This is a genomic window from Acidihalobacter aeolianus (assembly GCF_001753165.1).
GTDB classification, from domain to species: domain Bacteria; phylum Pseudomonadota; class Gammaproteobacteria; order DSM-5130; family Acidihalobacteraceae; genus Acidihalobacter; species Acidihalobacter aeolianus.
In genome coordinates, this window is sequence record NZ_CP017448.1 from 2,207,477 (window position 1) to 2,222,546 (window position 15,070).

Consider the following 15,070-nt stretch of genomic DNA (forward strand, 5'->3'; position numbering starts at 1 on the left):
TGGTCTACATTAGAGCGCGGCGACGACCGCGTCGCCCATTTCGCGCGTGGATACCGCTGGCGCACCGGCGGCGGCGAGATCGGCCGTGCGCAGCCCCTGCTTGAGCACCTGGCCCACGGCCGCGTCGACGCGGTCGGCCAGCGCGGCCTCGCCCAGCGAATGGCGCAGCAGCATGGACACCGAGAGGATGGTCGCCAGCGGATTGGCCACGCCGCGGCCGGCGATGTCCGGCGCCGAGCCATGGATCGGTTCGTACATGCCCTGGCCATCCGCGTTCAGCGAGGCCGAGGGCAGCATGCCGATCGAGCCGGTCAGCATCGAGGCGGCATCGGAGAGAATGTCGCCGAACATGTTGGTGGTCACCATCACGTCGAACTGCTTGGGCGCGCGCACCAGCTGCATCGCCGCGTTGTCGACGTACATGTGCGACAGCTCGACCTCGGGATAGTCGAGGCCCACGCGCTCGACCACCTCGCGCCACAGCTCGGACACCTCCAGCACGTTGGCCTTGTCCACCGAGCACAGGCGCTTGCCGCGTTTCATCGCGGTGTCGAAGGCTACCCGGGCGATGCGTTCGATCTCGGATTCGCTGTAGACGAGGGTGTTGAAACCCTCGCGCTGGCCGTCCTCGCGTTCGCGGATGCCACGCGGCTCGCCGAAATAGATGCCACCGGTCAGCTCGCGCACGATCATGATGTCCAGCCCCTCGACCACCTCGCGCTTGAGCGTGGAGGCCTCGGCGAGTTCGGGATACAGCAGCGCCGGGCGCAGATTGGCGAACAGCCCCATGGACTTGCGGATGCCGAGCAGACCGCGCTCCGGACGCAGCTCGCGCGGCAGTTTGTCGTACTGCGGCCCGCCGACCGCGCCGAGCAGCACCGCATCGGCCTCGCGCGCCTTGGCCAGCGTCGCCTCGGGCAGCGGGTGTCCGGCCGCATCGTAGCCGGCGCCGCCGATCGGGGCCTCTTCGGTCTCCACGTCGAGCCCGTGCCGCGTCTTCAGCGCCTCGATCACCTTGACCGCCTCCGCGACGATTTCCGGGCCGATTCCGTCGCCCGGCAGCAGCAGTATTTTCCGACTCATAACCCACTCCTCAATGTCATGTTCGTTCGCTCAGTATTCGTCTAGCGCATGTCCACCGCGGCGATCATCAGCACACCCAGGGTCACCAGCACCAATCCCGTCACCTCGCCTCGGCGCACGCGCTCCTTGAGATAGAAATGCCCCACCGCCAGGGTAAACAGAATCTCCACCTGGCCGAGACCGCGCACCAGGGCCACATGGGTCAACGCGAAACCCGCGAACCAGCAACCCGAACCCAGTGCCGACAGGATGCCGACCGGCGAGGCGCGCCGCCACAAACGCAAGCAGTCGCGCAGTTCGCCGGGGGTGCGCCATGCCATGTAACCGCCCTGCACCAGCGTCTGCGCCAGATTGGTGACCAACAGCACCAGCGTCGCCTTGACCGCCACGTGGACCGATGGCCCCAGGTCTACGCTCGCGGCGCGCAGCGCCAGCGCGGTCAGTGCGAAGGTGAAGGCCGCGCCCAGGCCGCACAACGCCGCCGGCTGCAGCGATGCCCTGAGCCAGTCGCGCAGCCCGAGCTTCTGTCCGACCAGCGACAGCAACAGCACACCGGCCACGGCGAGAAAAATGCCCGCCACCGCCAGTGGCGGCAAATGCACGCCCAGCACCACCACCGACAGGACCACCAGCTGCACGGCCTCGGTCTTGGCATAGGCCGTGCCGACCACGAAGCTGCGCAGCCCGAAGACCGTGATCAACAGGATCGTGCCGAAAATCTGCGCCACTCCGCCCGCCAGGCAGAGCAGCAGGAAACGCCAGGACACCGCCGGCAGGGTCACCTGCAGCCACCACAGGGCCAGCATCAGCATCAGTACATCGAGCGGCAGCGCGTAGAGATAGCGCACGAAACCCGCCCCACTGGCGGACAGCACACCGCGCAGCTTGACCTGCAGCGCGGTACGCCAAACCTGGAACACCGCCGCGGCGAGCGTGATCGGTATCCACGCGGGAATCCCCGTCAATGCGGCGGCTCAGATCAAGTCCGCGGCCGTCAGGGCGCACCGAACAGCCACGGCGCCTCCTGCCGGCGCCGCGCCTCATAGGCACGGATGGCGTCCGCATGCCGCAGGGTCAGGCCGATGTCGTCCAGCCCTTCCAGCAGGCAGTGCTTGCGGAAGGGGTCGACCTCGAAGGCGTAGGACTGCCCGTCCGGCGTGCCCACCGTCTGCGCCTGCAGATCGATGGTGAGCACGTAGCCGGGCGTCGCCGCCACCGCGGCGAACAGCGCATCGACTGCCGTTTCTTCGAGCACGATCGGCAGCAGCCCGCTCTTGAAGCTGTTGTTGAAGAAGATGTCGGCAAAGCTCGGCGCGATCACCGCGCGGATGCCGTAGTCGTCCAGCGCCCATACGGCGTGCTCGCGCGAGGAGCCGCAGCCGAAGTTCTTGCGCGCCAGCAGCACCGTGCCGTCGGCGTAGCGCGGATCATTGAGCACGAACTCGGGGTTCGGCCGGCGCCCGGCGTTGTCCACGCCCGGCTCGCCCGGATCGAGGTAGCGCCAGTCGTCGAACAGGTTGGGGCCGAAGCCCGAGCGCTTGATCGACTTGAGGTACTGCTTGGGGATGATCGCGTCGGTGTCGACGTTGGCCCGGTCGAGGGGGATCACCTTGCCCGTATGCGTGGTAAATGCCTGCATGTTCGATTCCTCCCGATTACAACGAACGCACGTCGACGAAATGGCCGGCGACCGCGGCGGCCGCGGCCATCGCCGGGCTCACCAGATGGGTACGCCCGCCCTGCCCCTGCCGACCCTCGAAATTGCGGTTCGAGGTCGACGCGCAGCGCTCGCCCGGCTCCAGCCGGTCGGCGTTCATCGCCAGGCACATGGAACAACCCGGCTCGCGCCACTCGAAACCGGCGGCGAGGAACACCTGATCCAGCCCTTCCTCCTCGGCCTGACGCTTCACCAGTCCGGAGCCCGGCACCACTATCGCCAGCTTGACGTTGCCGGCCACCTTGCGGCCCTTGGCCACGGCGGCGGCGGCGCGCAGATCCTCGATGCGCGAGTTGGTGCAAGAGCCGATGAACACCTTGTCCACCGGGATGGCGTCAATCGGCGTGCCCGCCTCGAGCCCCATGTAGGCCAGCGCGCGGCGCATGCCCTCGGCCTTCACCGCATCCGGCTCGGCGGCCGGATCCGGCACCTTGGCATCGACCGGCAGCACCATCTCCGGCGAGGTGCCCCAGGTGACCTGCGGGCGGATGCCGGCCGCATCGATCACAACCTCGTGATCGAACACGGCGTCGTCGTCGCTGTGCAGCTCGCGCCAGGCGGCCACCGCGGCATCCCACTGCGCGCCCTTGGGCGCATAGGGCCGGCCTGCGAGATAGTCGATGGTGGTCTGGTCGACGGCCACCATGCCGGCGCGGGCGCCGCCCTCGATCGCCATGTTGCACAGCGTCATGCGGCCTTCCATGGACAGCGCGCGCACCGCCGAGCCGGCGAACTCGATGGCGTAGCCGGTGCCGCCGGCGGTGCCGATCTCGCCGATCACCGCCAACGTGATGTCCTTCGCCGTCACGCCCGGGCCGACCTCGCCCTCGACGCGCACGCGCATGTTGCGCGACTTCTTCTGGATCAGGCACTGCGTGGCCAGCACGTGTTCGACCTCGGAGGTGCCGATGCCGTGCGCCAGCGCGCCGAAGGCGCCGTGCGTGGAGGTGTGCGAGTCGCCACAGACCACGGTCATGCCCGGCAGCGTCGCGCCCTGCTCCGGCCCGATCACGTGCACGATGCCCTGGCGCGGATCGTCCATGCGGAATTCGGTGATGCGGTAGGTCCGGCAGTTCTCGTCCAGGGTGTCGACCTGCTGGCGCGAGACCGGGTCCGCGATACCCAGGGCGCGATCCGTGGTCGGTACGTTGTGGTCCGGCACCGCCAGGATGCTGTCGATGCGCCACGGCTCGCGGCCGGCCAGACGCAGGCCCTCGAAGGCCTGCGGGCTGGTCACCTCGTGCACCAGATGCCGGTCGATGTAGAGCAGTGCGGTGCCGTCGTCCTCGGTGCGCACCACGTGCGCGTCCCACAATTTGTCGTAGAGCGTTTTTCCTGCCATGTCCCGGGACCTCCTCCACAGTGTCGGGCGAGACTAAACCCGCGCAGACTATAACTCAAATGGCAATATGTCATATGTTACATTCCCAACTGGAATACATGAACGGAACCCGTCATGGACGTCAACGCCCTGCAGGCCTTCACCGCCGTCGCCGAACTCAGCTCCTTTTCCGAGGCCGCCGCGCGGCTGCACCTCACCCAGCCGGCGGTGAGCAAGCGCATCCGCCAGCTCGAAGGCGAGCTGGGCCGGCGTCTGTTCGACCGCGTGGCCCGCCGCGTGCAGCTGACCGAGGCAGGCCACGCCCTGCTGCCGGGCGCGCGGCGCATCCTGCTGGAGCTGGACGAAAGCCGGCGCAGGCTTGCCAACCTGTCGGGTCACGTGGCCGGCACGCTGAGCATCGGCACCTCCCACCACATCGGGCTGCACCGCCTGCCCGCGCTGCTGCGTGGCTACACCCGGCGCTATCCCGAGGTCGATCTCGACCTGCGCTTTCTGGATTCGGAGGCCGGCTGCGCCGCAGTGGAGCACGGCGACCTGGAGCTGGCTCTGGTCACGTTGCCCCCGGAAACCCCGCCGCAACTGGTGTCGACCCCGGTGTGGGACGATCCGCTGACCCTGGTCGCCGCAGTCGACCACCCGCTGGCCGCGATCCACGGCCCCGTGGCGCTGGCGCAGCTCGCCGAGTACCCCGCAATCCTGCCCGCCATCGGCACCTATACGCGCGGCGTGATCGAGCGCGCCCTTGCCACGCACGGACTCAAACCCAAGGTGCGGCTGGACACGAACTACCTCGAAACCATTCGCAGCATGGTCTCGATCGGCCTCGGCTGGAGCGCCCTGCCCGAGATCCTGGTGGACAGCAGCATCAAGTCCTTGTCCACCGAGGGATTGAGGCTCCGACGCACCCTGGGCTTCGTGCGTCATCGCGAGCGCACGCTGTCGAACGCCGCGGCCGCCCTGATCGACTCGGCACGACCCTGAGCACGCCGCCCGTTGCCGACGGGCGCGAAATCGGACAAAGTCGCGCCATGCTCCCATCGCCCGCCAGTCTGCACATCGATTCGGAAGCCGTCAGGCTGAACGGTCACTGGACCACCGCGGGCCTGTCGGGCAACGCCAGCCGTGTCGATCCGGCCAGGCTGCCCGCCGACGCCCCCGCGATCCTCGACCTGTCTCAACTCGAAGGGCTCGACACCACCGGCGCCTGGCTGATCCGCCGCGCCCTGCTCGATCGTGCGGCACAGGGTAAACCCATTCAGCTGCGCGGCGCCTCGGCCGAGGCCGCCACACTGCTCGACCTGCTCGCCACAGGCGCCGATCCACGCAGCCGGCAGACACAACGGCGCGGCGAAGGCTGGCTGACCTACGTGGGGCGCTGCACGGTCAATATGCTCGGCACCGGCTACGAATTCCTCGGTTTCGTCGGCGAAGGCACGCTGACCGCCCTGCGCGCCCTGCCTCACCCACGCCGGCTGCGCCCCCGGCAGATCCTGCTCACCCTGGAACAGGCCGGCGTTCAGGCGCTGCCCATCGTCGGTCTGCTGTCCTTCCTCATCGGAGTGGTGATCGGTTACCAGAGCGCGACCTTCCTCGCGCAGTACGGCGCCAACCTCTATATCGCCGACCTCGTCGGCATCAGCATGCTGCGCGAGCTGGCGCCGCTGCTGACCGCGATCATCATCGCCGGACGGACCGGCGCCGCCTTCACCGCGGAAATCGGCACCATGCGCGTCACCGAGGAAATCGACGCACTGCGCGCCATGGGCATCCGCCCGCTGGAAATGCTGGTCGTACCCAAGGTCGTCGGGCTTGCCATCGCCCTGCCCTTGCTCACCGTATTCGCCGACGTGGTCGGGGTCATCGGCGGCATGCTGGTCGGTGAATTCGTGCTCGATGTCAGCCCGGACAGCTTCATGGATAGACTGCACCAGAGCGTCAGTCTCACCAGTTTCCTCATCGGCGTCAGCAAGGCCCCGGTGTTTGCCCTGGTGATTGCTGGCGTCGGCTGCTATCAGGGCTTCAAGGTCAGTGGCAGCGCGGAAAGCGTCGGCCGGCACACCACGCGCAGCGTGGTGCAGTCGATCTTCATGGTGATCGTCCTCGACGCCTTGTTCTCGGTCATCTTCAACCAGCTTTCGCTATGAACGGCGCCCCCCTCCTCCGTCTCACTGGAATCGAATCGCGCTATGGCGAGCGCATTATCCACAACGGTATCGATTTGGAGGTTAAACGGGGCGAGATTCTCGCCCTGGTCGGCGGTTCCGGTGCGGGCAAGACCACGCTGCTGCGCGAAATGATCCTGCTGCGCAAGCCCGAGGGCGGCGAAATCGAGCTGTTCGGCCAACGCTTCGGCCCCAGGCGCACGCTGCCCGCACGTGAGGAAACCGGTCTGCGCCAGCGGATGGGGGTATTATTCCAGTCCGGTGCGCTGTTCGGCGGGCTCAACGTACTGGAAAACGTCGCCCTGCCGCTGAGCGAACACACCCATCTGCCGACCCCTCTGATCCGTCAACTCGCCATGCTCAAGATCGAACTCACCGGATTGCCGCACGAGGCCGCGAGCCTGTACCCCAGTGAGCTCAGCGGGGGCATGCGCAAGCGTGCGGCACTGGCGCGCGCACTCGCTCTCGACCCCGAGTTGCTGTTCCTCGACGAACCCGGTTCCGGCCTGGATCCGGTCAGCGCACGCGCAATCGATCAACTCGTGAGCCGCCTGCGCGACGCCCTGGCGCTCACCGTGGTGCTGGTCACCCACGACCTCATTTCGGTCGATCTCATCGCCGACCGCGTCGCCCTGCTGGGCGATGGACGCCTGCTCGCCGTCGACACGCCCGCCGCCCTGCGCGAACATCCAGACCGCAACGTGCGGGCATTCTTCAGTCACACGGAGGCGCTGGCCTGATGGAATCGCGCGTCAACTACGCCCTGGTCGGCTTTTTCGTCATCGTGCTGGGTGCCGGTCTGGTCGCCCTGCTGCTGTGGTTCGCCGCGGGCGGGCCAGGCCGCCAGGATTACGAACATTATCTCGTCTACACCACCGAATCGGTCTGGGCTCTGCCGCAGGACGCAGCGGTGCGCTACCACGGCGTACGCGTCGGCCATGTGAGCCAGATCGGCCTCGACCCCGCCAACCCATCTCGCGTGCGCCTGCTGCTCGATATCTCACGCGGCACGCCCATCAAACAGGATACCCGCGCCAGCCTGCAACTCCAGGGGATCACGGGTTCGGCCTTCGTCAGCCTGACCGGGGGATCGCCCGGTTCGCCGACTTTGCAGCGCACCGACGACGCGCCCTACCCGGTGATCAAGACCTCGCCTTCGCTGATGCAGCGCCTCGACGTCATCGTGAATCAGGTCGGCAAGAGCCTGACCCAGACCAGCGAGCGTCTGGGACGGCTGCTGAGCGACCGTAACATCGCAAGCGTTAATCAGACACTCGCCAATCTCAACGCACTCAGCACCCGCCTGAACGCACATAGCGGCAAGCTCGCGGACGCCATCGACCAGTTTGACGCGCTGATGCGCCAGACCCGCGCCACCACTGACGAACTGCCCGACCTGATGCGCCAACTCAAACATCTGAGCGCGGAGATGGGGCAGAGCGCTGCCGCAGTGAAACGCACCCTGCCGCAGGCCGACGAGGCCCTGCGTCAGTTCAACACCACGGTACGCAGTTTCCGCCATCTCAGCGACCAGTTGCAGGCCGACCCGAGTACGCTGATCTACGGCCCCAGACCGCCAAAACCCGGCCCGGGAGAATGAAAATGTATCGCGCCCTTCCGCTGACGCTCGCGGCTCTCACGCTCCTCGTATCGATGGCTGGCTGCTCGTTGCTGCCCAAGCGACACCCGAGCGAGCAGGTCATCGCCTATCGCATTGCGCCTCCGGCAGCCAAAGCACCGCAGACCGACTCACCCGCCTGCCCCGACCTACGCGTGGTCACGCCGACCGCAGCCCCGGGCTTCGGCGGTACGGCCATGCGCTACAGCACCGCGCCCTATCAAATCGCCGATTTCGCCTACCATCGCTGGGTCGCTCCGCCGGCCGCCATGCTCGGCCCGGTGCTGGTCGAGCGGCTGCGCACCGACGGCTTGTTCGGCCATGTTCTCGACGCCGGTTCGGGCGGCGGTGCGCCGCTGCAGCTGGAAACGCGCCTGATCGATCTGACCCAGGTCTTCGTCGGCCAGCAAAGCCACATCCGACTGACCGTCGGCAGCACGCTCGTCGACACCGCGAACGACCGCACCCTTAGCACTCGCCGTTTCGCAATCGAGGTCGCATCGGCACCCAACCCGGTGGCCGGCGTCACCGCGACCAACCAGGCCGTCGCACAGTGGCTCGACAAAGAATCCGCATGGCTGCGCCAACTCCCACATGGCGATCGTTGCGGCACCGCCGGATAGCCGGCACATGAATGAGCAACCACGCATACGCGGCGTGCTGCTCGACCTGAGCGGCGTACTGTATGCCGGCAACATCCCTTTGCCCGGCGCAGTACCCGCACTGCGCAAGCTGAAGTCCTCCGGCTTGCCCGTACGCTACGTGACCAACACCACTCGACAGCCTCGAACGCGGATCTTGCGTGCGCTCAATGACATGGGCTTCGCAATCCAGTCCGACGAGGTTTTCACGCCCGTACAGGCGGCCCTGGACCATCTGCACAAGCACGCCCAGCGCCCGCATCTGCTGATACATCCCGATCTGCGTGCCGAATTCGCGGGTCTGGACCTGCAGAGTCCGAACGCCGTGGTGCTCGGCGATGCCGCACAGGCATTCGATTACGCCAGCCTGAATGCGGCGTTTCGACTGCTGATGGATGGCGCGCAATTGCTCGCGCTTGGCGACAACCGATATTTTCGCGATGCCGACGGCCTCTCGTTGGATATCGGCCCATTCAAGGCTGCCCTCGAATACGCCGCCGACACACGCGCCTGCGTGCTCGGCAAGCCGGCCGCCGATTTCTTCCTTGAGGCCGTCTCGGCGCTCGGCTGTGCGCCAGGCGAGGCGATCATGGTGGGAGACGATGCCGTCGCCGATGTCGAAGGCGCCCTCGGCGCCGGCTTGCAGGGCGTATTGGTACGCACCGGCAAATACCGCGATGGCGACGAGGACCGCATCGCCAGACCCGGCGCGCGCACCGTAGACGACCTGGCGGCGGCGGTCGAGCTGATTCTCTCTGCCGCCTAGGCCCGTTGGGGGCTGCGCAATCCCCAGTACCCGATCGCGGCGCCGAGCAGCGCGAAGCCCGCACCGACCAGATAGGTGTCCGCCGGCCCCAGTCCGCTCCAGGCGTATCCGCTCACCAGGCTGCCGAAGGCCCCGCCGAGACCGAAGCTCACGCTGGAATACAGGGCCTGCCCACGCCCCTGCAGTCGACCCGGGAAGTGCATGTGGATCAAAGAAATGGCTGCGGCATGATAGATGCCGTAGCTGGCCGCATGCAGGGTCTGCCCGAACACCAGCAGCGGCAGATCCTGCACCCAGCCGGCGATCAGCACCCAGCGCACGGCCGTGATCAGGGTGGCGAACAACAGCAGCCGGCGGGCACCGAAAAACGGCAGCAGTCGGTGCATGAGCAGAAAGATGCCGACCTCCGCGAGCACCCCCAGGGACCAGAGCACGCCGGTCAACGCGGAGCCGTAGCCGTTCTCGCGCAGATAGAGCGTAAAGAAGCTGTAGTACGGACCGTGGCTTGCCTGCATCAGAAAGCACACCGCGAGCAACGTCAGCACCGCCGGCTGGCGGATCACCTGACGCAGCGAGCGATCCGCTTCGATGCCGGGCAGCGTTTCCGTGGCCGGCACGCTGAGACTGGTCAGCCAGAGCGCGGCAAGCAGACCGACCAGGATAGCGGGTAGCCAGGCAACGCTCAGCCAGCCGAACAGCCAGCCCAGACACAGGGCGCTCGCGATGAAGCCGATCGAGCCCCACAGGCGCACCAAGCTGTAGAAGTGCTCGCCGCGCTGGCGCAGGTGGGTCAGGGTCAGGGCTTCGAACTGCGGCAGGGCGGCGTTCCAGAAGAAGCTGAACGCCGTGACCACCAGCGCCAGCCAGACCGCACCCCGGCCCAGGGCCAGAACGGCCAGCGACAGCGTGGCCAGCAAAGATGCCAGGCGAATCACGCCCAGGCGGCGCCCGCTGCGGTCGGCCAGCCACCCCCACAGGTAAGGCGCGAAGACCTTGGTGGCCATCGGCAGCGCCATCAGCGCACCGATGGCCACCGGCCCGTAACCCAGACCCTTGAGGTAGACGCTCCAGTACGGCACGAAGGCGCCGGTCACGGTGAAGTAGACGAAATAGAAACCCGAGAGACGCCAGTAGGGTGTGCCCTCGCCGCGACCGGCGGCCGGCACGGCGCTCATGGGTCGGTCGCAGCGGGCAGCCCGCCCCGCTCGTCCACCAGTACGCGCACCGAAACCTCGCCCTGACTGCCCGCCATGCATTCGGCCGCCCGCGGCAGCGCCTCGCGCAGCGTCGCTTCCAGTCCCCAGGGTGGGTTGATCAGCAACATGCCGCTGCCGCAAAGGCCGAAGTCGGCACCGGGCGGCTCGACGCGCAGCTCGGCGACGAGGATGTCGGGAATGCCGAGTTGGCGTACCGAAGCGAGCCAGGGTGCGGCCGGCTTGCGCGGCACCAGCGGATACCACACGGCCACCATCCCCTGGCGGAAACGCTGATGGATCATGCGCAGCGCCGCGTTCAGACGCTCGTACTCGCCCGCCGTTTCGTAGCTCGGATCGATGAGCACCAGTCCGCGGCGCTCCGACGGCGGCAACAGCGCCTTGAGCGAGGCGTAGCCGTCGCCCGCGCGCAGCTGCACGCCGCGGCGGCGGCCCAGGCATTCGCTCAGATGCTCATAGGCCGTGCCATGTGCCTCGGTCGCGACCAGGCGGTCGCCGGGACGCAAACGTTCGGCCACCAGCAGCGGCGAACCCGGGTAGCGGCGCAATGCGCCGGCAGGGTTGTGAACGGCCACCGCGTCGAGGTAGACGTCGACGGCCGGATGCAGGCCCCGCGCCTCCCACAGGCGGCCGATGCCGCCGGCATGCTCGGCCAGCTTCGCGGATTCGGGGGCGTCGAGCGCGTAGACACCGTCGCCGGCGTGGGTATCGATGACGCAGAAAGGCTTGTCCTTGCGCCGCAGCGCATCGAGGAGCGCGATCAGGACGAGATGCTTGAGAACGTCGGCGTGGTTGCCGGCGTGAAAACCGTGGCGATAGGCGAGCATGCGGCCTCAGACGGGCCGGGCCGGGATGTCCGCCAGGCTGGTGCGCACGTCGGCGTTCTGGCCGCGGTGCCGCATCAGGTGGTCCATGAGCACGATGGCCAGCATGGCCTCGGCGATCGGGGTGGCACGGATGCCCACGCAGGGATCGTGGCGACCGTGGGTGATGATCTCGACCGGCTCGCCCGCGAGGTTCACCGTGCGCGCCGGCAGGCGCAGGCTGGAAGTGGGCTTGAGCGCCAGGCTGACCTCGATGTCCTGGCCGCTCGAAATGCCGCCGAGGATGCCGCCCGCATTATTGCCGACGAAACCCGCCGGCGTGATCTCGTCGCGGTGCTCGCTGCCCTTCTGCTCGACGCAGGCAAAGCCCGCGCCGATCTCCACGCCCTTGACCGCATTGATGCTCATCATCGCGTGTGCGATGTCCGCATCGAGCCGGTCGAACACTGGTTCGCCCCAACCCGGCGGCACGCCGCGGGCGACCACGTTGACGCGCGCGCCGATCGAATCGCCGGACTTGCGCAGCTCGTCCATATAGGCCTCGAGCTCGGGCACCCTGTCCGCGTCGGGGAAAAAGAAGGGGTTTGCCTCCACCGCGTCCCAGTCGAAACGCTGCGGCTTGAGCGGGCCGAGCTGGGCAAGATAGCCGTGGATGGCCACGCCGGCCTGCTCGTGCAGGTATTTCTTGGCGATGGCGCCGGCCGCGACCCGCATCGCCGTCTCGCGGGCCGAGGAACGGCCGCCGCCGCGGTAGTCGCGCAGGCCGAATTTCTTGTAGTAGGTGTAGTCGGCGTGTCCGGGGCGGAAACGGTCGAGGATGTTGCCGTAATCCTTGGAACGCTGATCGACGTTCTCGATCATCAGCGCGATCGGCGTGCCGGTGGTCACGCCCTCGAATACCCCGGACAGGATGCGCACCTGATCGGGTTCGCGACGCTGGGTGGTATGCCGGGTCTTGCCGGGTCGGCGGCGTTCCAGGTCGGCCTGCAGGTCGTCCTCGGAGAGATTCATCCCCGGCGGGCAGCCGTCGACGATGCAGCCGATCGCCGGACCGTGGCTTTCGCCAAAGCTGGTGACGGAGAAAGCCTGTCCGATGCGGTTGCCTGCCATGGCGCGCATTGTAGCAGATGCGCGCGCGATTCAGCCGCAGACCTCAGGTGGCGTATTGCGACTTCGACTCGGGTTCCGCATCCATGGCGCCGTCCGTCCAGCGCCCCTCGCCCAGTAGCTGCAGGCGCCGCGAATGGAAGGCGAACAAGGTACTTCGATGCCCCACGCTGACCACCGCCGTCCGCGGCAGGAATTCGTCCAGCAGCCGGTACAGGGCCAGCTCCGTGGGTTCGTCGAGGGCCGAGGTGGCCTCGTCGAGGAACACGTAGGTCGGCTGCTGCAGCAGGATGCGCGCAAAGGCCACGCGCTGCTGCTCGCCGAGGGACAGCATGTGCGCCCATGGCTGCAGATCGCCGAGATAGGGCACGAGGCCCGGCAAGCCCACCCGCTCCAAGGCCGAGACGAGCGCATCGTCGGACGTCTTCACGCTGCCGTTGGGATAGAGCAGCGCATCGCGCAGGCTGCCCAGCGGCAGATAAGGTTTCTGCGGCAGGAACAGGCTGCGCCCGCCGTCCGGCAACGCGATGGATCCTTCGCCGAAGGGCCAGATGCCCGCGATGGCGCGCAGCAACGTGCTCTTGCCGATACCCGAGCGCCCCGTGACGAGCAGCCGTTCGCCCGGTTCCACGTGCAGATCGAGGTTCTCGACGATGGTGCCGCCCGCGGGTAGGCGCAGAGTCAGTTTCTGCACGTCGAGCACATCGCCCGCGCGTCTCTCGACATGGCTCTCCTTGCGCTGCATGGCCTCGACTTCCTCGATGTAGCCAAGGAACCCGCGGAGTCGATCGGACACCGCATGCCACTGCGCGAAGCTGTCGTAACTCGTCGCGAAATAGGCGAACGAGCTTTGCACGTTGCCGAAGGCGGAACTGATCTGCATCAGGAAACCCAGCGGCACGGCCTTGGCGAAATAGGCCGATGCCGCGACCAGATACGGCAGCAGGATCGCGAACTGGCTGAAGTAGGTCGTGAACCAGTTGAAGCGCTTCTGCATCAGAAGCAAGCGCCTGTAGTTTCCGAAGACGTGATCGAATCGATGATCGAACTGCGCCCGTTCCTTGGCCTCACCGCCGTAAAGTGCCACACCCTCGCTGTTCTCGCGCAAGCGCACGAGGCTGAAGCGGAAATCCGCCTGCAGACGCTGTTGGTGGTAGTTGAGACGGATCAATGGGTTGCCGATCACAGCGGCCACCCAGGTCCAGGCCACGGCGTAAATCAGTGCGGCCCATACCAAGAATCCCGGAATGTGATGCTCAGCCCCTCCCCAGGGTACGACGACCTTGGCGGACAGCACCCACAGCAAGCCGATGAAGGCGGTCAGATTGAGAATTGCGCTGAGCAGGCCGGAAACCAGATTACTGGTGTATTGCGCAAATGAGGAAAGATCGTCCGCGATACGCTGATCGGGGTTGTCCTGCCCGCGTTTGAACACCTCCATGTGGTAGTAGGTCCGCGCATTGAGGTAGCGCGTCAGGAAGGTGCCGGTCAGCCAACGGCGCCAGCGCAGATCCAGGAACTGGGTGAGATAGGTCTGATAGACGCTGAGTGCGATTCCGATGATGGCCAGAATGGAAAACTCGCCCATCAACGGCCAGAACTTGTCCGCCTGGTAGGTCTGCAGGGCGTTGTAAAAGGTGTTGTACCAGTTGGTAATGCGCAGATTGATGTAGACGCCGCCTACGGTGGCCACCACGATAAGCACCAGCAAGCCGATGGCGGACCAGCGTTCCTCCGATTCTCTGAAATAAGGCTTGGCCAAGCGCCAGACGTCGGCGAAGAAGCGGCGATCAAAGCGCTGACGGGAGCCTAGGCCGGCGTCGGCGGAATACTGGGACATGGCGTCGAGTCCTTCCTGTTAAGATTTGCGGCGGATCTGGCGCAGATCGGACGATTGTAACGGAGCCGCCCGCGTCTGCCGACTGCGATGGCGACTCGGCCAGGGCTATGATATACAGCCCCCCACATTGATCGCGCTGGTTAGCTGCGCGCCCGGAGACCGCATGCCCAACCTTTTCAAAGCCTGCTCGACCCTGATGTTCGCCGCCCTCCTGCTGGCAGGACCAGCAGCCCAGGCCGCACAAGACGCACAGGCCCCGGCGCAGAATCCTGCCATCGTACTGCTCAAGGACATGGGCAAGGCGATCAAGATCACGGAAGGCACGGGGCCCAAAACACTGTACGTGTTCTTCGACCCGAACTGCCCCTTCTGCCACAAGCTGTTCGAGGAACTGCGCCCTTACGTGAAGAAACATGAGGTGACGGTACACTGGATTCCCGTTGGCATTCTCACCAGTACCAGTCCCGGTAAAGCGGCTGCCATCCTGCAGTCCAAGGACCGTCTCAAGGCCTTCTACCAAAGCGAACACGACTGGGGATTCAACGATTCGCCGGGCGGCGGCATCGCGCCATTGCAGAATCCCAGCGCCAAGACGCTGAAGGAACTCGAAACCAATGACAATCTCCTCGCCGATCACGGCCTCAATGGCGTACCCGTGACGCTGTTCGCGACCACGGACGGCTCCGCCTACTACTTCGAAGGCACGCCGCCGGCCGACAAGCTGGCGGAAATCATGCCATACGTCAAATAAGCGGG

General features: G+C 66.5%; 15 protein-coding genes. 7 read left to right on the top strand and 8 right to left on the bottom strand.

What is annotated here, in order from left to right; translation table 11 throughout:
* Positions 1-9: 9 nt before the first annotated feature.
* From leuB to leuC, 4 genes are read right to left on the bottom strand one after another with little or no spacing between them, the layout of a single operon-like run.
* Positions 10-1,083 (bottom strand): 3-isopropylmalate dehydrogenase, encoded by a 1,074-nt coding sequence (leuB, locus tag BJI67_RS10160; RefSeq protein WP_070072925.1) that lies wholly within the window; start codon positions 1,081-1,083, stop codon positions 10-12.
* Between the two features lie 41 nt (positions 1,084-1,124).
* Positions 1,125-2,048 (bottom strand): EamA family transporter, encoded by a 924-nt coding sequence (locus tag BJI67_RS10165; protein WP_070072926.1) that lies wholly within the window; start codon positions 2,046-2,048, stop codon positions 1,125-1,127.
* A gap of 29 nt (positions 2,049-2,077) precedes the next feature.
* Complete coding sequence (gene leuD, locus BJI67_RS10170) at positions 2,078-2,722, bottom strand: 3-isopropylmalate dehydratase small subunit (RefSeq protein WP_070072927.1); 645 nt, start codon at positions 2,720-2,722, stop codon at positions 2,078-2,080.
* Between the two features lie 16 nt (positions 2,723-2,738).
* Positions 2,739-4,142 (bottom strand): 3-isopropylmalate dehydratase large subunit, encoded by a 1,404-nt coding sequence (gene leuC, locus BJI67_RS10175; RefSeq protein WP_070072928.1) that lies wholly within the window; start codon positions 4,140-4,142, stop codon positions 2,739-2,741.
* 114 nt (positions 4,143-4,256) lie between these two features.
* On the opposite strand from leuC, the gene BJI67_RS10180 reads away from it, so the two are divergent.
* Genes BJI67_RS10180 through BJI67_RS10205 form a run of 6 tightly spaced genes read left to right on the top strand, consistent with a single transcriptional unit; the run spans position 4,257 to position 9,329 of the window.
* The gene (locus tag BJI67_RS10180; RefSeq protein ID WP_070072929.1) at positions 4,257-5,123 is read left to right on the top strand and encodes a LysR family transcriptional regulator; all 867 of its coding nucleotides are present in this window, start codon (positions 4,257-4,259) and stop codon (positions 5,121-5,123) included.
* A 47-nt stretch (positions 5,124-5,170) separates the two neighbouring features.
* On the top strand, positions 5,171-6,286 hold the full coding sequence (locus BJI67_RS10185; RefSeq protein ID WP_070072930.1) for an ABC transporter permease: 1,116 nt from the start codon (positions 5,171-5,173) through the stop codon (positions 6,284-6,286).
* Complete coding sequence (locus tag BJI67_RS10190) at positions 6,283-7,044, top strand: ABC transporter ATP-binding protein (protein ID WP_070072931.1); 762 nt, start codon at positions 6,283-6,285, stop codon at positions 7,042-7,044. The genes BJI67_RS10185 and BJI67_RS10190 overlap by 4 nt, the downstream gene beginning before the upstream one ends.
* A complete protein-coding gene (locus BJI67_RS10195; protein ID WP_070072932.1) occupies positions 7,044-7,904 on the top strand; it encodes an MlaD family protein in 861 nt (286 codons plus the stop codon). Before BJI67_RS10190 ends, BJI67_RS10195 begins: the two co-directional genes overlap by 1 nt.
* A 2-nt stretch (positions 7,905-7,906) precedes the next feature.
* A complete protein-coding gene (locus tag BJI67_RS10200; RefSeq protein WP_070072933.1) occupies positions 7,907-8,545 on the top strand; it encodes an ABC-type transport auxiliary lipoprotein family protein in 639 nt (212 codons plus the stop codon).
* Positions 8,546-8,552: 7 nt separating this feature from the next.
* Entirely contained in the window at positions 8,553-9,329 is a 777-nt protein-coding gene (locus BJI67_RS10205; RefSeq protein ID WP_070074085.1) for a TIGR01458 family HAD-type hydrolase, read from the top strand.
* On the opposite strand, the gene BJI67_RS10210 is transcribed toward BJI67_RS10205, so the two are convergent.
* The 4 genes from BJI67_RS10210 to BJI67_RS10225 are packed head-to-tail and all read right to left on the bottom strand — an operon-like array spanning position 9,326 to position 14,314.
* Positions 9,326-10,504 carry an MFS transporter gene (locus BJI67_RS10210; RefSeq protein ID WP_070072934.1) on the bottom strand — a complete coding sequence of 393 codons (1,179 nt, stop codon included), beginning with the start codon at positions 10,502-10,504 and terminating at the stop codon, positions 9,326-9,328. The genes BJI67_RS10205 and BJI67_RS10210 overlap by 4 nt on opposite strands.
* On the bottom strand, positions 10,501-11,370 hold the full coding sequence (locus BJI67_RS10215; RefSeq protein WP_070072935.1) for a 23S rRNA (adenine(2030)-N(6))-methyltransferase RlmJ: 870 nt from the start codon (positions 11,368-11,370) through the stop codon (positions 10,501-10,503). Before BJI67_RS10215 ends, BJI67_RS10210 begins: the two co-directional genes overlap by 4 nt.
* A 6-nt stretch (positions 11,371-11,376) precedes the next feature.
* Complete coding sequence (gene aroC / locus BJI67_RS10220; RefSeq protein ID WP_070074086.1) at positions 11,377-12,477, bottom strand: chorismate synthase; 1,101 nt, start codon at positions 12,475-12,477, stop codon at positions 11,377-11,379.
* A 43-nt stretch (positions 12,478-12,520) separates the two neighbouring features.
* On the bottom strand, positions 12,521-14,314 hold the full coding sequence (locus tag BJI67_RS10225; RefSeq protein WP_070072936.1) for an ABC transporter ATP-binding protein/permease: 1,794 nt from the start codon (positions 14,312-14,314) through the stop codon (positions 12,521-12,523).
* A gap of 163 nt (positions 14,315-14,477) precedes the next feature.
* Between BJI67_RS10225 and BJI67_RS10230 the strand changes: the two genes are divergently transcribed.
* On the top strand, positions 14,478-15,065 hold the full coding sequence (locus BJI67_RS10230; protein WP_083250801.1) for a thioredoxin fold domain-containing protein: 588 nt from the start codon (positions 14,478-14,480) through the stop codon (positions 15,063-15,065).
* Positions 15,066-15,070: the final 5 nt, after the last annotated feature.